Origin of the sequence: Campylobacter estrildidarum, assembly GCF_005406205.1 — a bacterium.
Classification (GTDB): Bacteria; Campylobacterota; Campylobacteria; order Campylobacterales; family Campylobacteraceae; genus Campylobacter_D; species Campylobacter_D estrildidarum.
In genome coordinates, this window is sequence record NZ_NXLZ01000005.1 from 62151 (window position 1) to 80913 (window position 18763).

The following is an 18763-nucleotide window of genomic DNA, read 5'->3' on the forward strand; positions in this document are numbered from 1 at the left end:
GCAATGAGAATCAATAAATTTATATCGCACAATAGTCGCTATTCTCGTCGTGAAGCTGATGAGCTTATTAAACAGGGCTTAGTAAAAATCAATAATAAAATAGCCCTTTTAAGCGACGAGGTTAAATTTGATGATAAGGTTTTTTTAAAAGGAAAAAGATTACAAAAAAGAACGCAATTTAGTGTCATCATTTATCATAAACAAAAAGGTGAAATAGTCAGCAAAAAAGATGATCGCGGAAGAAAGACGATTTATGATACTTTACCAAAACAATTTAATACTTGGCTTAGTGTCGGAAGACTTGATTTTGCAAGTGAAGGTTTGCTTTTGTTAACCGATTCTCCTGTTATAGCTGATGCTTTAATGCATAGTGATTTAGAGCGTGAATATTATCTTAAAGTTAAAGGTGCGATCAGTAAGCAAGTTATAGAGGCGATGCAAAATGGCTTAGAGATAAAAAATGAAAAAAAGGGTGCTCATGTAAAAACCAAAATCACTTCTATGACTTTTTCTCCTTTTTTGGATTTTGAAATTTTTGGCTCTAGCGGAGGTTATACCAAATTAAGAGTAGTGATCAATGAAGGTAAAAATAGAGAGCTTAGAAGATTTTTTGGGCATTTTGATTTAGAAGTGATGGATCTTAAGCGTGTGGCTTTTGGAGCTTTGGATCTAGGTATTTTAAAAGCTGGAAAATATCGTTATTTGGAAAATGGAGAATATGATAAATTGCGAGATTTTTTAAAATCTAATGAAATTAAATATTAAAAAGCCCTTTCGGACTTTTTAATATTTTTAGTATTTTTCAAAATATTTTTGAATTTTAGCATTATCGCGAGTTTTTGTAAGAGCTAACATCAAAAGAACTCTTGCTTTTTGTGGATTTAAATTTTGAGCACTGATAAAACCTAAGTTTTGATCGCCTTTATTTACCGCTACAGATCCTGCAACCACTCTAGTGCTTACAACTACTTTTAATCCTTTTTTTTCATCAAATCCTTAACTTCTTTTTGATTTTCATGGATGCTTTATATTATTGTTTATATTAAAAGAAATCTTGAGTTTTGTTTTTGAACAAAATTTTGAAACTCAGATAAATAAAATTATAAATTTTTATGCTATAATTGCCTAATCTTTTAAGTTTGCAGTTTGCAAAATTACATTTTCAGGCATTTATTATGGAAAATTTTTTAATTAATTTTTTTCATCTCTCTCAAATTAAAAGCGTTATATTGCTTTTTTGTGTAATATGTCTTTTTATTTTGTTGCGATTTTTAAAACAAAAGCTCAGTTTTTATTGGATTATGAGTATCGCATTGGTGTTTGGTTTAGTTTGGGGTTATTTTTTGCTTTATTTAGCGGATTTTCCAAATGAAGGAATTGAAAAATTAAGCGTTTTGGATTCTTTACGTTGGCTTTGTGAGATTCATATTTGGATGAATTTTTTAAATTCTTTGTATATTAGCGTGTTAAAGCTTTTAGTTATTCCTTTAATCTTTATTTCTTTGATTTATGTTTTAATCAATTTAGATAAAAAAATTCAAATTAAATCTTTATTTTCTAGAGTCTTTTTTTGGTTTTTATTTTCTACAGCTATTTCAGCTTTAATTGGAATTTGTCTTGCAATTTTTGCAAACCTTGGAGGTAGCAACCAAGTGTTATCAAGTGCTAAAAATCTTAAAGAGATTAAAGGTTTGAATGAGGTAATTTTAAATTTTATTCCAAGTAATATTATCAGCGCTATGAATGCAAATAATATTTTAGGTGTGATTATTTTTGCCTTTATTTTATCCTTTGGAATTAGAAGTTTAAAGGAAAATCGTGGATTTAGAATATTTTCTTTATTGATAGATTTTTTACATCAGGTGATTATGAAAATCAGTCTTTATGTGATTAGAATTATGCCTTATTTTGTCATTACAATGATAGCGAATGCTTTAATTTTAAATGGCTATAAAGTACTTATTGATTCTATTTATTTCATATTTTTACTTTATATTGCTTTTATTTTAGTTTTCTTTGTTCATACAGCATTATTAGTTTTACATGGATTAAATCCTTTTATATATTATAAAAAAGCATTTCCAGCTTTATTGATGGCTTTTAGTTCAAGAAGTTCCGCAGGAACTTTGCCTGTAACGATTTCTGCTTTAAAAAATTTGGGTGTAAGTTCTACAAACGCCTCTTTTACGGCAAGTCTTGGCACAACTATGGGAATGAATGGTTGCGCGGGATATTACGCAGGAATGATCGCTGTTTTTATGTTTCATGCTTTAAACATTCCTATCGGTATAAATGAAATTTTAACCACTATAGTTTTATGTGTCATTGTTTCTTTTGGTATAGTTGGAATTCCTGGAATTACAATAATGATTATTTCTGTCATACTTTCAGGGCTTGGGATGCAAAGTCATTTTGCTTTATTGGTCTTTGTTCTAGCAATTGATCCTATACTCGATATGGCAAGAACTTGTAGTAATGTTTCAGGTGCTATGGTTGTAAGTCTTATAACGGATAAAGAAATGAAAAATTTAGATATAACAACATATCAAAAAAACGAAATATAAATTCTTATTAATGGAAAAATAAAATGATGTATTTTTTGCGATCTTTTATTTTTCTGTAAACAAAAAATATATTTAAAAATTAAAAATTAAATTTTTATTTTGTTTGGTGATAGTATAATGGTATGTATTGTTAGATAAGGAAAATTTATGCCAATTTTTATGATAGCATCCACCATATTAGCTGTATTTGTTGTATCTTATTATGTTCTTAAAAAATATAACCCTATATTTGTTTTTTTATTTTCAGGACTTATTTTATTAATTATATCTTATTATTTTGTAGGATCTAGTATACCAAAGGCACCTGTTAGAGAACATAATAATTTTTTGAATGTTTTACTTGATTCTTATTTTTTCTTGGTGGCTACTTTCAAATCTCAGCTTAGTGGAACTGGGCTTATAATAATGAGTGTGGCAGGTTTTGCAGCTTATATGAAATGTATTAATGCTTCAGCTAAACTAGCTTTTTTAGCAAATAAACCTTTAGGAAAGATCAAAAATAAATATCTGATTTTAAGCGGAACATTTGTAGTTGGTATGTTACTTAAAATAGTTATCTCAAGCTATACAGGACTTTTGCTTTTATTGTTAGCTTGCATTTATCCAGTGTTAGTGTCTCTTAAAATTCGTCCTGTAACCGCTGTTTGTGTTCTTTCTTTAATAGCACTTGACTATGGCCCAAAGGATGCTAATTCTATTACTATGGCTGGTATGGTTAATCAAAGTGACAATGTAGTAGGATTATTCTTAAATTATCAAATTTATTCCGTAATTGCTTATATAGTAACTATAGCCATTTTAATTCCAATTTATTTTTCATGGATAGATAAGAAAGATAAAGAAAAAAATTTACTACAAGATGAAGTTGGTGACATAGAAATAATAGATCCAAAATGCCCTACTTTTTATATATTTTTTCCTTGGCTTCCTGTAGTATTTTTATTTGGTTCTTATTTTTTAGGAATAAAACTTGATGTAGTGAGCGCAAATTTTATGAGTATAAGTATAGTATTTTTAATAGAATTTTTAAGACATAGAGATGCTAGAAAACTCGGCAATGATATGAGCGTTATTTTAAAAGGTATGGCTGAAATTTTTGTAAGCGTAGTAAGCATTTTAATAGCAGCTTCAGTCTTTGCAAAAGGGATAGAAAATTTGGGTGGATTGAGTGTTTTGGTAGATGCTATGAAAAGTCTTGGAGGAGCTAGTTGGGTAGCGATTTTATTTTGTATTGTTGTTTTAAGTTTCTTGGTATATTTTGCAGGAGTGATAATGGGTAGTGGCATAGCTGCATTTAACGCATTTGGAAAATTAGCTCCTGAAATAGCTACAAAATTAGGTATCGAGCCTATCACTTTAGTTTTGCCTTTAGAAATAGCTTCTTGTCTAGGAAGAGCAGCCTCGCCAATCTCGGGCGGTATCTTAGCATTGGCCGGTTTTGCGAAGTTAAATCCTATGGATATAATTAAACGCTCTACCCCTCTTCTAATAATAGGAATGATAGTTAATATAATGGTGGCTTTTTATTTAGCTACATTTAATTAGAATGTTAAAATTTACACTATATAATAGCTAGATTAAAAAATTAAAAAAGCCAAATAATAAAACCTCGAAATAATTAGAGTAAACTAACTTCTATCAGTTAGGATGCCTTTGCATAGGAAACAAAGGACAAATTATTATGTTAAAGAAGCAAATTAAACCAAAAAATAATATCAATACTTCTCTTTTGAATTTTAAACACGAGACAATTTGCTATAAACAAGTAAAGAGCACTATAATAAAAACTTTTAGCTTACACACTCAAAGAATTAAATATGAATTTATAAATCATACTTATAAATTTTTTAGTAAAATGTGCCTTAATATCTTTAATTGAAGACAGGTTTGTGATCGAATTTTTAAGATAGCTTATTTTGACTTAATATGTGCTTGAAAGTGTTCTCTAAATACTTTGATAGTAAATTTATAGCAAAGTTAAACATCTAAAGCTTAATTTTTAAACTAAGCTTTATATAGATGATGGTGTTGCTTAAAAATTTTTTGTGTATCTTAAGAAAAAACCATCAGTTTTTGGTTCCAATATTATATTGGGTGCATGATCTACTAAAATAAAATTCCAAAATCCAGCTATAGCAGCACCTGCTATAACATCTCTTGTATAGTGTTTATCTGCTTTTACGCGAGAATAAGCTGTATAGGTAGCTAACATATAAGGAATAATTGCTTGTTTGATTCCATATCTTTTATGAATAAAAGTTGCTCCAAAAAATGCCGCTGCGCTATGTCCACTAGGAAAAGATAAATGATCACTTTTATCCGGCCTTTCTTCTTTTACAATACGTTTGAGAACTTCTATACTCCCTTGAGTTGCAACAAAACTTAATGTGTAGGGAAAAAATCCATCTTTAAAATCATCATTGTAAAAAAGCAAACCAAAGGCATAAATTGGGACAATGATTTGAGTTATATCTCCTGCATTTTTAGCTTGTTTTTTATCATTAAAAATATTTGCATTTAAATTTAGATATAAAATAAGCAATAAAAAAATTTTAGTTAATTTCATACAAAATCCTATTAATAAAAATTAATTAAGATTTGTATTTTACCCTCCCCCTGAATTTAAGCTTAAAACTATATTTTTAAATCATTTTTCACGCTTGTAAATAAAATAATTTATAAATTATTTTCCTTTTTAAAAGGATAAAAATATAATTTTTTATCAATTTCTCTTGACTTTTGAAAGCTAAATTTACTATACTCTCATTTTTATTTTTGGTTAGTTTAAAACTAACGAGTTCTTTTTAAAGGAAATATTATGGAAAGAATTAGGCTTAAGCTAAAAGCTTATGACCATCGAGTACTAGACAGAACAGTTGCAGCAATTGTAGAAGCTGTTAAAAGAACAGGTGCGGATATTAGAGGTCCAATACCGATGCCTACAAAAATCAAACGCTATACAGTTTTAAAATCTCCACACATTAATAAAGATTCTCGTGAGCAGTTTGAAATTAGAATTCATGCTCGTATGTTAGATATTGTAGCAGCGACTCCAGATACAGTTGATTCTTTAACTAAGCTTGATTTAGCGCCAGAAGTGAACGTTGAAGTTAGAGCTATGGGTAAATAAAGGATAGAATATGGAATACATTGTAGAAAAAATTGGAATGAGTAGAACTATTAATAGTCCAAGTATTGCTGTAACTTTGCTAAGGATTGTTAATGCAAAAGTATGCGAGGTTGAAAACGGAAAAGCGATAGTGGCATATTCAAAAGGCAAAAGAAACAATAAATGTATCGCAGGACAACAAAAAAAATATAATCTTTCTGCAGAATTTAATCGTTTTGTAACTTTAGAAGTAGCCAATACTGAAGCGGGAGATTTGGATGAAACTCCATTAAGCGAAGCTAAAATTTTAAAAGTAAGTTTCAACTCTAAAGGTAGAGGTTATAGCGGTGTTATGAAAAGACACAATTTCGCAGGGGGTCCGGCAAGTCACGGTTCAAGATTTCATAGACGCCATGGTTCTATAGGTAATAGAGAATGGCCAGGTCGTGTTCAACCAGGTATGAAAATGGCGGGACATTATGGAAATACAAAAATAACCGTTAAAAATGAAGTTGTATCTTATGATAGTGAAAATAAGATTTTAGTTGTTAAAGGTGCAGTTCCAGGATATAATGGAGCTATGGGTAAAATAAGGATTGCAAAATGAGTAAAGTAACCGTTTTAAATGATAAACTAGAAAAAGCAGGTGAACTTGATTTGCCTTCAAAATATGCAGAAGTAAATCCACATAACCTTTACTTATATGTAAAATCTTACCTTGCTAGTCTTAGAGCAAATACGGCTCATACCAAAGGCAGAAGTGATGTAAGTGGTGGGGGTAAAAAACCTTGGAGACAAAAAGGTCGTGGTGGCGCTCGTGCAGGTTCAACTAGAACAAATGTTTGGGTAGGCGGTGCTGTTGCTTTTGGTCCAACAAATGAAAGAAATTATTTTCAAAAAGTAAATAAAAAACAAAAAAGATTAGCACTCGAAAGAGCTTTAGCGGATAAAGCAGCTAAGGGTGTATTATTTGCTGTAGATTCTTTAACTATAGAAAGTGGTAAGACTAAAGATGCAAATGCTGTTATTAAAAAGCTCGGCGTAAAAGATGCTTTAATTGTTAAAGATTTACTAGATGAAAAAACACTTTTAGCTTACAGAAATTTAGCAAATTGTTATGTTGTAGATGTAACTGAAGTGAATGCTTATTTAGTATCTGTATTTAATGCTGTTATTATGGAAAAATCGGCATTAGAATCTATTACAAAAGAAGGATAATTATGGCAGATATTACTGATATTAAAACAATACTTTATACTGAAAAAAGTTTGAATTTGCAAGAGCAAGGTGTCGTAGTTATTCAAACTTCTCCAAAAATGACTAAAACAGGCTTAAAAGCCGTTTTAAAAGAATATTTTGGTGTAACTCCACAAAGTATCAATTCTTTAAAAATGAGTGGAAAAGTTAAACGTTTCAGAGGTCGTTTAGGACAAAGAAACGATTATAAAAAATTCTATGTTAAGCTACCTGAAGGTGTTAGCTTAGAAAATATGGAGGCTTAAGATGGCAATTAAAACTTATAAACCATATACTCCAAGTAGAAGATATATCACAGGTTTAAGTTCTGAAGATATTACAGCAAAACCAAGTGTTCGTTCATTGCTTGTAAAACTTCCAGCACACGCAGGACGTAATAGCTATGGAAGAATTACTAGTCGTCATAAAGAAGCGGGCGCTAAAAAACTTTATAGAATTATAGATTTTAAACGTCGTAAATTTGGAATCGAAGGTAAAGTAGAAGCAATTGAGTATGATCCATACAGAAATTGTAGAATCGCTTTGATTGCTTATAGAGATGGAGAAAAAAGATATATTCTTCAACCACGCGGTTTAGGTGTAGGCGATATTGTCGCTGCAGCAGAAGGTGGACTTGATATTAAACCAGGTAATGCAATGAAGCTTAAAAATATTCCTGTAGGGACTATCGTTCATAATATTGAGTTAAAACCAGGAAAAGGTGGTCAAATGATCCGTTCAGCAGGTGCTTATGCTCAACTTATGGGTAAAGAAGAAAAATATGTTATCTTAAGACTTGCAAGTGGAGAAATGAGACAAGTTTTAGCTGAATGTATGGCAAGTATCGGTGAAGTAGGTAATGAAGAATGGTCTAATATCACCATAGGTAAAGCAGGTAGAAATCGCCATAGAGGTATCCGTCCTCAAACTCGTGGTTCTGCAATGAACCCAGTAGATCACCCACACGGGGGAGGTGAAGGTAAGAAAAATTCAGGACGTCATCCTGTAACTCCATGGGGTAAACCAACCAAAGGTGCTAAAACTCGTCGCAAAAAAGCTAGCGATAAATTAATAATTTCAAGAAGAAAAGGAAAGTAAGATGGCTAGATCACTAAAAAAAGGTCCTTTTGTTGATGATCATGTAATGAAAAAAGTCATCGCTGCTAAAAAGGCTAACGATAATAAACCTATAAAAACTTGGTCTCGTAGAAGCACTATTATTCCTGATATGATAGGTTTGACTTTTAATGTTCATAATGGTAAAAGTTTTATTCCAGTTTATATAACTGAAAATCATATAGGTTATAAATTGGGAGAATTTGCTCCAACACGCACATTTAAAGGGCATAAAGGCTCTGTGCAAAAGAAAATTGGTAAGTAAGGAGAGATGAAGTTATGAGTAAAGCATTGATTAAATTCATAAGATTATCTCCAACTAAGGCAAGATTAATTGCTAGAGAAGTTCAAGGGATGAATGCAGAACTTGCAATGGCCAGTTTAAAATTTATGCCAAATAAAGGCGCAAAATATATTGCAAATGCTATTTCAAGTGCAGTAGCAAATGGTGGATTTGAGGCAAATGAAGTGGTTGTAAAAAGTTGTCGTGTGGATGCAGGTGCGGTATTAAAAAGATTTAGACCACGTGCTAGAGGAAGTGCGAGTCGTATAAGAAAACCTACTTCTCATATTTTAGTAGAAGTGGCAAAAATTGAAAACAAGGCTGAAGAAAAAAAATCAGTAGCAAAAAAAGCTTCTGAAGCTAAAAAAACTACTACAACAAAAGCTCCAGCTAAAAAAACAGTAAGCACTAAAAAAGCAACAGCGAAAAAGGAAAGCTAATGGGACAAAAAGTAAATCCAATTGGTCTAAGACTAGGAATTAATAGAAATTGGGAATCAAGATGGTTTCCAACTAAGGCTAATTTAGTAGAAAATATTGGTGAAGATTATAAAATTAGAGCTTTCTTAAAAAGAAAACTTTACTACGCAGGAATTAGTCAGATTTTAGTAGAAAGAACTGCTAAAAAACTTCGTGTAACTGTGGTTGCAGCAAGACCTGGTATTATCATAGGCAAAAAAGGAAGTGATGTTGATAATCTAAGAAAAGAATTGCAAAATTTAATCGGCAAAGATGTAAATATCAATATTAAAGAAGAAAGAAAAGCAGGGGCTTCAGCTCAACTTGCTGCTGAAAGCGTAGCTACCCAACTTGAGAAAAGAATTGCTTTTAGAAGAGCAATGAAAAAAGTAATTCAAGCGGCACAAAAAGCAGGTGCTAAAGGAATTAAAGTTTCAGTTTCTGGCCGTTTGGGTGGTGCGGAAATGGCAAGAACAGAATGGTATCTTGAAGGACGCGTTCCGCTTCATACTTTAAGAGCAAAAATCGATTATGGTTTTGCTGAAGCTAGAACTACCTATGGAAATATAGGAGTGAAAGTTTGGATCTTTAAAGGTGAAGTGTTACAAAAAGGTTTTCAAACTGAAAAAACTGAAGAGAGTGCTCCGGCTAAAAAACCAAGACGCACAAGAAGGAGTAAGTAATCATGTTAATGCCAAAAAGAACAAAATATCGTAAAATGATGAAAGGGCGTAACAGAGGTTATGCTAATCGTGGGACTGAATTTACTTTCGGTGAATTTGCTTTAAAAGCAACCGAAGCAGGAAGAATCAATTCACGTCAAATTGAAGCAGCTCGTATTGCTTTAACTCGTTTTGTTAAAAGACAAGGTAAGACTTGGATAAGAGTTTTTCCTGATAAACCTTTAACCAAAAAACCTTTAGAAACTCGTATGGGTAAAGGTAAGGGTGCAGTAGAAGAATGGGTAATGAATATAAAGCCGGGTCGTATTATTTACGAAATGGCAGGAGTAAGCGAAGAAATGGCTAGAGAAGCTTTGACTTTGGCAATGCATAAATTACCATTTAAAACTAAGTTTGTTACAAGAGAGAGCCAAAATGAAATATACTGAGATAAAAGATAAAACAGCAGCTGAGCTTGCAACAATGCTAAAAGAAAAAAAGGTGCTTTTATTCACTTTAAAACAAAAGCTAAAAACAATGCAACTATCTAATCCAAAAGAGATTAGTGAAGTTAAAAAAGATATTGCTAGAATAAATACAGCAATTAACGCTTTAAAATAAGGATAGAAAAATGGCATTTAAAAGAGAAATTCAAGGCGTTGTTGTTAAAATTGCTGGAGAAAAAACAGCAAGTATTTTGGTTGAAAGAAAAGTGGTTCATCCAAGATATAGAAAAATCGTAAAACGCTTTAAAAAATATCTAATTCACGATGAAAGAAATGAAGTCAAAGTAGGTGACACTGTAATTGCAGTAGAGTGTAGACCGCTTTCTAAAAGAAAATCATTTCGCTTAAAATCTGTATTAGCGACAGGAGTTGAGTAATGATTCAAAGTTTTACAAGACTTGCAGTAGCTGATAATAGCGGTGCAAAAGAACTTATGTGTATTAAGGTTTTAGGTGGTAGCAAAAGAAGATATGCTACCGTAGGCGATGTAATTGTAGCATCTGTAAAAAAAGCTTTACCAAATGGTAAGGTTAAAAAAGGTCAAGTAGTAAAAGCAGTTATTGTTAGAACCAAAAAAGAAATTCATAGAGACAATGGATCTTTGATTCGTTTTGACGAAAATGCTGCAGTTATTCTTGATAGCAAAAGAGAACCTATAGGAACTCGTATATTTGGTCCAGTAGGCAGAGAAGTTAGATATGGTGGCTTTATGAAAATTGTTTCACTAGCACCGGAGGTGTTATAATGGCAGTTAAGTTAAAAATAAAAAAAGGTGATAATGTAAAAATTATCGCAGGAGATGATAAAGGTAAAACAGGTAAGGTTTTAGTGGTTTATCCAAAAACTCTTAAAGTAGTAGTTGAAGGATGTAAGATTGCTAAAAAAGCTATTAAGCCTAGTGATAAAAATCCAAATGGCGGTTTTGTTAATAAAGAAATGCCAATAGATATTTCTAATGTGGCAAAAATTCAGGAGTAAGCAATGATGAGATTGAAAGAAAAATATAATCAAAGCATCAAACCTGCTTTAGTTAAAGAATTTGATATTAAAAATCCTATGCTTATTCCCGCAATTGAAAAAGTAGTTATTAGTGTAGGTGCAGGTGAACTTGCTAAGGATCAAAAAGTTTTGCAAAATATTGCTGACACAATTTCTTTAATTGCCGGACAAAAAGCTGTTATTACTAAAGCAAAAAAATCTGTTGCTGGATTTAAAGTTCGTGAAGGATTTCCAGTTGGAGTTATGGTAACTTTAAGAAAAGAAAATATGTATGCTTTTCTTGATAAGTTAATCTCTATCGCTCTTCCAAGAGTAAAAGATTTTAGAGGTTTAAGTAGGGATGGCTTTGATGGGCGTGGAAATTATAATTTTGGTCTTGATGAACAGCTTATGTTTCCGGAAGTTGAGTATGATAAAATTTTAAGAACCCACGGTATGAATATCTCTATAGTTACAACAGCACAAAATGATAAAGAAGCACAAAAGTTATTAGAACTTATTGGTGTACCATTTGCAAAAGGAAGAAAAGATGGCTAAAAAATCAATGATTGCAAAAGCGGCGCGTAAGCCTAAATTTAAAGTAAGGGGCTACACTAGATGTCAAATCTGCGGGCGTCCACATTCGGTTTATAGAGATTTTGGAATTTGTAGAGTTTGCTTAAGAAAAATGGGCAATGAAGGTTTGATTCCGGGTCTTAAAAAAGCAAGTTGGTAAGGAAATAAAATGATAAATGATATAATTTCAGATTCATTAACAAGAATTCGCAATGCAGGAATGAGAAGACTTGAAACAACCAAACTTTTACATTCCAAAGTTGTTGAAGCTTTAGTAGGAATTTTTCAAGCTAAAGGTTATATTGAAAGTTTTAATGTTATCGAAGAGGATAAAAAGAAATTTATCAATGTGATCTTAAAATATGATGAAAAAGGTAAAAGCGTTATCAATGAACTCAAAAGAGTTTCAAAACCAGGTCGTCGTGTTTATAAAGGAAAAGATGAAATCAAACGCTTTAAAAATGGTTATGGTACTATTGTAGTAAGTACAAGCAAAGGTGTTTTAGCCAATGACGAAGCTTATAAAGCAGGCGTTGGTGGCGAAATTTTATGTACCATTTGGTAAAAATCTGCTTTTTATGGCATTGGGTATCCATTCTTTGACAAAAAGTAGAAATATCCTAGACAAATAAAAAGGAAAAAATATGTCTCGTATAGGTAAACAACCAGTAACTATTCCTAATGGAGTAGAGGTAAAATTAGAAGGAAATTTGCTTAAATTTAAAAAAGGAAATTTGGCAAAAGAGCTTGATACAAAAGCTAATGTTAATGTTGAGATTAAAGACAATGCTATTCTTTTTTCTCCAAAGGGTGAAGATAGACAAAGTAGAGCATACTGGGGAACTTATAGAGCCTTAGCTCACAATATAGTTATTGGCTTAACCCAAGGTTTTTCAAAAACTCTTGAAATTAATGGAGTTGGTTATAAGGCTGCTTTAAAAGGTAAAATTTTGGAATTAAGTTTGGGCTTTTCGCATCCTATCAATTATAATATTCCAGAGGGAATTGAAATTGTAGTCGATAAAAATAACATAATTGTTAAAGGAAGCGACAAACAAGCTGTTGGACAAGTAGCTGCTCAAATTCGTGAATTTAGACCACCTGAGCCTTATAAAGGAAAAGGCGTTAAATATTCAGATGAACGCATTATCCGCAAAGCTGGTAAGACATCTAAGAAATAAGGATTAGGTAATGAGAGCAAACATATTAAAAAGAAAACTAACTTTAAGAGTTAAAAGAAAGAAAAGAATTAGAGCAAAAATTTCTGGTTGTGAAAATTTTCCAAGGATTTCTGTATTTAAATCAAACAGAACTCTTTATATCCAAGCAATTGATGATGTTAAAGCTATTACTTTAGCTGCGGCAGATGGACACAAGTTGGGTGTTAAGGCAAATAAAGAAGGTGCTAAAAAAATCGCTGCTGAATTTGCAAAAACACTCAAAGCTAAAAAAATAGAGCAAGCTGTGTTTGATAGGAATGGTTATATATATCATGGAGTTATCGCAGCTTTGGCTGAATCTTTAAGAGAAAATGGCATTAGGCTATAAGGGGTAAATTTATGGAAAAATATAATAGAGAAGAATTTGAAGAAGTCATTGTTGATATTGGTAGAGTTACAAAGGTTGTTAAAGGTGGTAGAAGATTTAGATTTACCGCTTTAGTGATTGTTGGAAATCGTAAAGGTTTGGTTGGAGTTGGCTATGGAAAAGCTAAAGAAGTTCCAGATGCTATTCGTAAAGCAGTAGATGATGCATTTAAAAATATGGTTGAAGTTAAGACTAAAGGTTCGACTATTGCACACGATGTAGAAGTAAAATATAATGCAAGTAGAATTTTACTTAAACCAGCTAGCGAAGGTACAGGGGTTATTGCTGGTGGTTCTACACGCCCTATTGTAGAGCTTGCAGGTATTAAAGATATTTTAACTAAATCTTTAGGTTCAAATAATTCTGCTAATGTAGTTCGTGCTACAATTAAAGCTTTAACAATGTTAAAAGGATAAATAATGAATTTAACAAAAGCAGCGGGTTCAACGCATAAAACTAAAAGAATAGGTCGTGGTCAAGGCAGTGGTATGGGAAAAACTGCTACTAAAGGCGGTAAAGGTCAAACTGCTAGAAAAGGTTATAATGAAAAAAGAGGTTTTGAGGGAGGTCAGCAACCACTTCAAAGAAGATTACCAAAAGTGGGTTTTACTTCTAAAATAGAAAAACCTTATGTGATTAATGTTGAAAAAATTACAGCTGTAAAAGATCTTAGCGAAATTACAATTGAAAATATCAAGGGCGTCCATAAGCTTTCAAAATCTATTAAAAAAGTAAAACTTATTGGTGCTAGTGCTAAGAGCTTAGTGTCAAAAATTAAAGATGAGAATATAAGCGTTACTGGAATAAAATAATGAATAGAGCATTGACGAATAAGATTTTAATCACTTTAGCTTTTTTATTTGCTTATAGGGTTCTGGCTTATGTTCCAGTTCCTGGCGTCAATGCTGATGTGATTGCAGAATTTTTTAATCATAATCAAAATAATGCTTTGGGTTTGTTTAATGTTTTTAGCGGAGGAGCAGCACAACGCTTTTCTATTATTTCTTTAGGAATTATGCCTTATATTACTGCTTCTATTATAATGGAACTCTTTGCAGCAACCTTTCCAAGTATTGGCAAAATGAAAAAAGAACGTGATAGTATGCAAAAATATATGCAAATTATTCGTTATGCAACTATATTGATTACTTTAGCTCAAAGTATAGGTGTAGCCATAGGCTTACAAAGCTTACATGGTAGAGGTGGATCAAGTGCTATTATGATAGAAGATTTAAATATGTTTATCGCACTTTGTGCTATTTCAATGCTTGCTGGAACTATGCTTTTAATGTGGCTTGGCGAACAAATTACACAAAAAGGTATAGGAAATGGTATTTCTTTAATTATTTTTGCAGGTATTGTTTCGGGTATTCCAAGAGCAATTTCAGGAACTGTAGGACAGATCAATTCAGGAGAGATGAATTTCTTAACCGCTTTTGCTATTTTTGTTTTGATTTTGATTACAATAGGTGCGATTATTTATGTAGAACTTGGAGAACGTAGAATTCCTATTTCTTATTCTCGTAAAGTGGTTATGCAAAATCAAAATAAACGCATTATGAATTATATTCCAATTAAAATCAATCTTAGTGGAGTGATTCCTCCAATCTTTGCAAGTGCAATTTTGATGTTTCCAGCAACAATTTTACAAACTAGTACAAACCCTTATATACAGGCTGTTAACGATTTTTTAAACCCTAATGGATATGTGTTTCATATTTTAACTTTTATTTTTGTAATTTTCTTTGCTTATTTTTATGCCTCTATAGCTTTTAATGCTAAAGATATTGCTGAAAATCTTAAAAAACAAGGTGGTTTTATTCCTGGAATTCGTCCTGGAGAAGGAACTTCAAACTATTTAAATGAAGTGGCTTCTCGTTTGACTTTATCAGGTTCCATTTATCTAGGGATTATAGCAACTCTACCTTGGGTTTTAGTGAAATTTATGGGCGTGCCTTTCCAATTTGGTGGAACTTCAGTACTTATTGTAGTACAGGTCGCACTTGATACAATGAGAAAAATTGAAGCTCAAATTTATATGAGCAAATATCAAACCTTGAATGCGGTAGGCTTGTAAAATCAATTCTAAAATTTTTTTTGGGATTGATTTTTAGCTTATTTTCTTTTTTTGTTTTAAAAATACAAATATTATACAAACTACAAAAATAACAATAGCCCATATTAAAAAAGCATCAATAAGTCCTAATTTTCTTACTATAGGTTGAGAAATAATAGGACTTAGAAATTGTCCTAAAAAAACACAACTTGCAAGTATTCCATAAGCCCTAGCTCTTGCATCTTCAGGACATATAGAAAAAAGGTAAGCGGAGTTATTTACAAGCATTATTCCTCCACCCGTTCCTAATAGTGCTAATGCAATTAATACGGATATAAAGTTATGGATTAAAAACAATAACAAAAAAGAACATCCTACTATAAATAAGGTTAAGATATAGATTTTTTTAATGCTCAAAAAACGTATAATATATTTATAACTAAGCGAAAAAACTCCATAGCAAAGAGCAGAAACAGACATAGAAATTCCGATGTATTTAGGATCTAATCCTAAATGTTCTTCGATATAATAAGGAAGTTGCGTTGGAGAAATATAATACACCACCATAATAAAAAAACCAATGAAATAAATCGGAGTAAATTGCCAATAATTTGTTTTAGCTTCAACTTTGGTATGATTATAGAATTTAAATTTACGTGGTTCAAAGAGATAAATTATAGCTATAAGAGTGATTAATATGCCAAGACCATAAACTAAAAAAGGATAACGCCAAGAATAGCCAGAAACAAAACCCGCAATAGAAATAAAAATCGCTCCACCAAATGCACAGAAAAATCCCTGCAAGCTCAAGGCATTTTCGCGACGATTAAAACCTCCGTGACTATAATAATCCCCAAGTAAAGCTGAAGCTCCAGTCATAATAAAGGCTGTAGCCATTCCAAAAATAGCTCTTGAAATCAAAATAGCATAGATATCATTTAAAAAAAATCCACTTACTCCAGATATAGTCCATATTACCATCGCAGGAAAAACAAATTTTAATTTGCCAAATTTATCCATTAAAATTCCTGCAAAAGGAGATAAGATAACGACAAAGATCGCAGGCATGGTTAAAACTAATCTTACCAAGATATCAAGATGGGCTAAGGTAAAACTTGTTGAGCTTGTAGCACCAGCTTGTATTAAAAGATTTTCAAAATGTTTATTGATAGCAGGCAGAGCAGAGGCGATAACTACACTTCCTAGCATAGTCATTGCTGCCATAGAGAATACTGCAGTTTTAAAAGTCGACTTTTCGGTAATTTCAACAATTTTTTTATCTAATTTTGTATCATTAGGATGGAATTTATAAGTTTTTTTTCGCATTTTTAAGCCTTTTTGTTTATTATACTCCAAATTTTTGTTTAGATTTGAAATATTTTATGTTTATTTTTTTATATACTTTTTTATAAGTAAAATTTTAAAGTTTTTTAGCTAAATTCAATTTTTTATTTAATTAAGAAGATAACATTTTGCTATCTAGAAATTTGAGGTAATAACTCATGAAGAAGAATTTAATCATAGTAGAATCTCCCGCTAAAGCTAAAACCATAGGGAATTTTTTAGGGAAAAATTATGAGGTTATAGCTTCTAAAGGGCACATAAGAGATCTACCTAAAACAAGCTTTGGTATAAAAATAGAAAATGATGAATTTATACCAGAATACAGAATAACAAGTGATCATAGTAGTTTAGTTAAGGAACTTAAAGAGAAAGCAAAAAATGCCTCACAAGTATATCTTGCAACCGATGAAGATAGGGAGGGTGAAGCTATAGCATATCATATTGCAAAAGCTATAGGTAAAGATGAAAATCTTTTACCTCGCATTGTATTTCATGAGATCACCAAAAGTGCGATTGAAGATGCTTTAAAAAATCCAAGAAAACTCAATATGCATTCAGTTAATGCTCAACAAACTAGGCGTTTATTAGATCGTATCGTGGGTTATAAGCTTAGTCCTTTATTGGGACAAAAAATTCAAAGAGGCTTGAGTGCTGGACGTGTTCAAAGTGCAGCTTTAAAAATCATAGTCGATAGGGAAAAGGAAATTCGTGCTTTTGTTCCGCTAGAATATTTTAGTATTGATATGATTTTTAATTCTAATTTAGATGCTGAGTTGGTTGAATTTGATAAGGCAAAAATTGAAAAACTTACTATTACCAATAAAGATCGTGCAAAATTGATTCTTGAGACTTGTAAAAATGGTGATTATGTTATAGAAAATATAGAAAGCAAAGAAAGAAAAATCGCTCCACCGCCTCCTTTCATGACTTCAACTTTACAGCAAAGCGCAAGCAATCGCTTAGGGTTTAATCCTAAAAAAACAATGATGTTGGCTCAAAAACTTTATGAAGGGGTTAATACTCACCAAGGTATGATGGGTGTGATCACTTATATGAGAACTGATAGTTTGAATTTGGCCAAAGAAGCGGTTGATAAGGTAAGAAAATTAATCCAAAAAGATTTTGGAAAAGATTATTTGCCTAGCAAAGCTAATGTTTATGTAACAAAAGCAAAAGGAGCACAAGAAGCACATGAGGCTATCCGTCCTACAAATTTGGAATTTACACCGCAAATTGCGGCTAAATTTTTAGACAAGGATGAATTAAGGCTTTATACACTCATTTATAATCGTTTTTTGGCTTGTCAAATGAATCCTGCTATTTCTCAAACGCAAAATGTTTTTGTAAAAAATGATAGGGCTTTATTTAAGATAAGCGGCAGAAAAATTCTTTTTGATGGGTATTATAAAGTTTATGGAGATATGGATAAGGATAAAATTTTGCCTAACCTTCAAAAAGGTGAGAAATTGAAAATTCAAAAATTAGAAATGAATTCACATTTTACTGAACCTCCTTCAAGATATTCTGAAGCAGGCCTTGTAAAGAAATTGGAAAGTTTGGGTATAGGCCGTCCATCGACTTATGCTCCAACTATTTCCATACTTACAAGTCGTGATTATGTTAAAATCGATAAAAAACAACTCATTCCTAGCGATATCGCTTTTAATGTTACTGAAGTACTTGAAAAGAATTTTAGTGATATTGTGGATAGTAAATTCACTTCAAATCTTGAAAATACTTTAGATGAAATTGCTGAAGATAAAGCAGATTGGCAAAATATCTTGAAAGAATTTTATTACCCTTTTATGAGAAAAATTGAAGAAGGAAAGACTAAGATTGCAAGTCAAAAAACAGTAGTAAAACTAGGTGAAACTTGTCCTGAATGTGGCGGAGAACTTGCTATAAGAAAAGGACGTTTTGGTGAATTTGTAGCTTGTTTAAATTTTCCAAAATGTAAATATTCTAGAAATTTAAAAAATAAAACAAATGAAGAAAATAGTCCTACAAAAAAAATCAATAGCATAGGTATGATTTGTCCTAGTTGTCAAAAGGGTGAAGTTGTTGAACGTTTTTCTAAGCGCGGAAAATTTTATGGTTGTAGTGCTTACCCGAAGTGTAATTTTATTTCAAAATATAAGCCAAGTGATGAAAAATGTGAAGAGTGTGGTGAAAATTTAGTGATTAAAGAGCTTAAAAAGGGCACTTTTTTAGAATGTCTTAAATGCAAAATCAAAAAGGAAATGAAAGAATAAAAGAAATTTATTTAAGTCTCTTTTTGTTAGAATATG

The 18763-nt window shown here is 31.5% G+C and carries 27 protein-coding genes and 1 pseudogene; 25 read left to right on the forward strand and 3 right to left on the reverse strand.

From position 1 onward, the window contains the following. Positions 1–3: 3 nt before the first annotated feature. Positions 4–765 (forward strand): pseudouridine synthase, encoded by a 762-nt coding sequence (locus tag CQA69_RS03915; protein WP_137620520.1) that lies wholly within the window; start codon positions 4–6, stop codon positions 763–765. 27 nt (positions 766–792) lie between these two features. On the opposite strand, the pseudogene CQA69_RS03920 reads toward CQA69_RS03915, so the two are convergent. Next, positions 793–1025 (reverse strand): annotated as a pseudogene (locus CQA69_RS03920) (L-asparaginase); the annotation flags it as partial. Between the two features lie 276 nt (positions 1026–1301). On the opposite strand from CQA69_RS03920, the gene CQA69_RS03925 reads away from it, so the two are divergent. Next, a complete protein-coding gene (locus tag CQA69_RS03925; RefSeq protein ID WP_171000313.1) occupies positions 1302–2564 on the forward strand; it encodes a dicarboxylate/amino acid:cation symporter in 1263 nt (420 codons plus the stop codon). Positions 2565–2711: 147 nt separating this feature from the next. Beyond that, a complete protein-coding gene (dcuC, locus tag CQA69_RS03930) occupies positions 2712–4109 on the forward strand; it encodes a C4-dicarboxylate transporter DcuC (RefSeq protein ID WP_137620522.1) in 1398 nt (465 codons plus the stop codon). Between the two features lie 487 nt (positions 4110–4596). Here the strand turns inward: dcuC and CQA69_RS03935 are convergent, their stop codons facing one another. Then, on the reverse strand, positions 4597–5130 hold the full coding sequence (locus CQA69_RS03935; RefSeq protein WP_137620523.1) for a phosphatase PAP2 family protein: 534 nt from the start codon (positions 5128–5130) through the stop codon (positions 4597–4599). A gap of 252 nt (positions 5131–5382) precedes the next feature. On the opposite strand from CQA69_RS03935, the gene rpsJ reads away from it, so the two are divergent. From rpsJ to secY, 21 genes are all read left to right on the forward strand, one after another. Then, a complete protein-coding gene (gene rpsJ, locus CQA69_RS03940) occupies positions 5383–5694 on the forward strand; it encodes a 30S ribosomal protein S10 (RefSeq protein WP_066779250.1) in 312 nt (103 codons plus the stop codon). 10 nt (positions 5695–5704) lie between these two features. Continuing rightward, on the forward strand, positions 5705–6280 hold the full coding sequence (rplC, locus tag CQA69_RS03945) for a 50S ribosomal protein L3 (RefSeq protein ID WP_137620524.1): 576 nt from the start codon (positions 5705–5707) through the stop codon (positions 6278–6280). Further along, entirely contained in the window at positions 6277–6891 is a 615-nt protein-coding gene (gene rplD / locus CQA69_RS03950) for a 50S ribosomal protein L4 (protein WP_137620525.1), read from the forward strand. Before rplC ends, rplD begins: the two co-directional genes overlap by 4 nt. A gap of 2 nt (positions 6892–6893) precedes the next feature. Then, positions 6894–7175, forward strand: a complete 282-nt coding sequence (locus CQA69_RS03955) for a 50S ribosomal protein L23 (protein WP_137620526.1) — start codon at positions 6894–6896, stop codon at positions 7173–7175. A 1-nt stretch (position 7176) separates the two neighbouring features. Then, positions 7177–8007, forward strand: coding sequence for a 50S ribosomal protein L2 (gene rplB, locus CQA69_RS03960; protein WP_137620527.1), 831 nt, complete (start codon positions 7177–7179; stop codon positions 8005–8007). Position 8008: 1 nt separating this feature from the next. Beyond that, positions 8009–8290 carry a 30S ribosomal protein S19 gene (gene rpsS / locus CQA69_RS03965; RefSeq protein ID WP_002779444.1) on the forward strand — a complete coding sequence of 94 codons (282 nt, stop codon included), beginning with the start codon at positions 8009–8011 and terminating at the stop codon, positions 8288–8290. Between the two features lie 14 nt (positions 8291–8304). Then, positions 8305–8748, forward strand: a complete 444-nt coding sequence (rplV, locus tag CQA69_RS03970; RefSeq protein ID WP_137620528.1) for a 50S ribosomal protein L22 — start codon at positions 8305–8307, stop codon at positions 8746–8748. Beyond that, a complete protein-coding gene (gene rpsC, locus CQA69_RS03975; RefSeq protein ID WP_137620529.1) occupies positions 8748–9449 on the forward strand; it encodes a 30S ribosomal protein S3 in 702 nt (233 codons plus the stop codon). Before rplV ends, rpsC begins: the two co-directional genes overlap by 1 nt. 2 nt (positions 9450–9451) lie before the next feature. Then, positions 9452–9877 (forward strand): 50S ribosomal protein L16, encoded by a 426-nt coding sequence (gene rplP, locus CQA69_RS03980; protein WP_002779441.1) that lies wholly within the window; start codon positions 9452–9454, stop codon positions 9875–9877. After that, positions 9864–10049 carry a 50S ribosomal protein L29 gene (rpmC, locus tag CQA69_RS03985; RefSeq protein WP_137620530.1) on the forward strand — a complete coding sequence of 62 codons (186 nt, stop codon included), beginning with the start codon at positions 9864–9866 and terminating at the stop codon, positions 10047–10049. Before rplP ends, rpmC begins: the two co-directional genes overlap by 14 nt. A gap of 10 nt (positions 10050–10059) precedes the next feature. Further along, positions 10060–10311: a 30S ribosomal protein S17 gene (gene rpsQ, locus CQA69_RS03990; protein WP_137620531.1), complete on the forward strand. Its 252-nt coding sequence runs from the start codon at positions 10060–10062 to the stop codon at positions 10309–10311. Beyond that, a complete protein-coding gene (gene rplN, locus CQA69_RS03995) occupies positions 10311–10679 on the forward strand; it encodes a 50S ribosomal protein L14 (protein ID WP_042965401.1) in 369 nt (122 codons plus the stop codon). Before rpsQ ends, rplN begins: the two co-directional genes overlap by 1 nt. Then, entirely contained in the window at positions 10679–10912 is a 234-nt protein-coding gene (rplX, locus tag CQA69_RS04000) for a 50S ribosomal protein L24 (RefSeq protein ID WP_137620532.1), read from the forward strand. The genes rplN and rplX overlap by 1 nt, the downstream gene beginning before the upstream one ends. A gap of 3 nt (positions 10913–10915) precedes the next feature. Beyond that, positions 10916–11470, forward strand: coding sequence for a 50S ribosomal protein L5 (gene rplE / locus CQA69_RS04005; protein WP_137620533.1), 555 nt, complete (start codon positions 10916–10918; stop codon positions 11468–11470). Further along, positions 11463–11648 (forward strand): type Z 30S ribosomal protein S14, encoded by a 186-nt coding sequence (locus CQA69_RS04010; RefSeq protein ID WP_002779433.1) that lies wholly within the window; start codon positions 11463–11465, stop codon positions 11646–11648. Before rplE ends, CQA69_RS04010 begins: the two co-directional genes overlap by 8 nt. Positions 11649–11657: 9 nt before the next feature. Beyond that, complete coding sequence (gene rpsH, locus CQA69_RS04015) at positions 11658–12053, forward strand: 30S ribosomal protein S8 (RefSeq protein ID WP_137620534.1); 396 nt, start codon at positions 11658–11660, stop codon at positions 12051–12053. A gap of 79 nt (positions 12054–12132) precedes the next feature. Further along, entirely contained in the window at positions 12133–12669 is a 537-nt protein-coding gene (gene rplF, locus CQA69_RS04020; RefSeq protein WP_137620535.1) for a 50S ribosomal protein L6, read from the forward strand. A gap of 10 nt (positions 12670–12679) precedes the next feature. Continuing rightward, a complete protein-coding gene (rplR, locus tag CQA69_RS04025; protein ID WP_137620536.1) occupies positions 12680–13036 on the forward strand; it encodes a 50S ribosomal protein L18 in 357 nt (118 codons plus the stop codon). Between the two features lie 11 nt (positions 13037–13047). After that, positions 13048–13491 carry a 30S ribosomal protein S5 gene (gene rpsE / locus CQA69_RS04030; RefSeq protein ID WP_004275672.1) on the forward strand — a complete coding sequence of 148 codons (444 nt, stop codon included), beginning with the start codon at positions 13048–13050 and terminating at the stop codon, positions 13489–13491. 3 nt (positions 13492–13494) lie between these two features. Then, positions 13495–13887 carry a 50S ribosomal protein L15 gene (gene rplO / locus CQA69_RS04035; RefSeq protein ID WP_137620537.1) on the forward strand — a complete coding sequence of 131 codons (393 nt, stop codon included), beginning with the start codon at positions 13495–13497 and terminating at the stop codon, positions 13885–13887. Further along, positions 13887–15152 carry a preprotein translocase subunit SecY gene (gene secY, locus CQA69_RS04040; protein WP_137620538.1) on the forward strand — a complete coding sequence of 422 codons (1266 nt, stop codon included), beginning with the start codon at positions 13887–13889 and terminating at the stop codon, positions 15150–15152. The genes rplO and secY overlap by 1 nt, the downstream gene beginning before the upstream one ends. Positions 15153–15185: 33 nt before the next feature. Here secY and CQA69_RS04045 read toward each other — a convergent pair whose 3' ends face one another. Next, positions 15186–16457 (reverse strand): MFS transporter, encoded by a 1272-nt coding sequence (locus tag CQA69_RS04045; protein WP_137620539.1) that lies wholly within the window; start codon positions 16455–16457, stop codon positions 15186–15188. 176 nt (positions 16458–16633) lie between these two features. On the opposite strand from CQA69_RS04045, the gene topA reads away from it, so the two are divergent. Continuing rightward, positions 16634–18727: a type I DNA topoisomerase gene (gene topA / locus CQA69_RS04050; RefSeq protein WP_137620540.1), complete on the forward strand. Its 2094-nt coding sequence runs from the start codon at positions 16634–16636 to the stop codon at positions 18725–18727. Positions 18728–18763 lie beyond the last annotated feature (36 nt).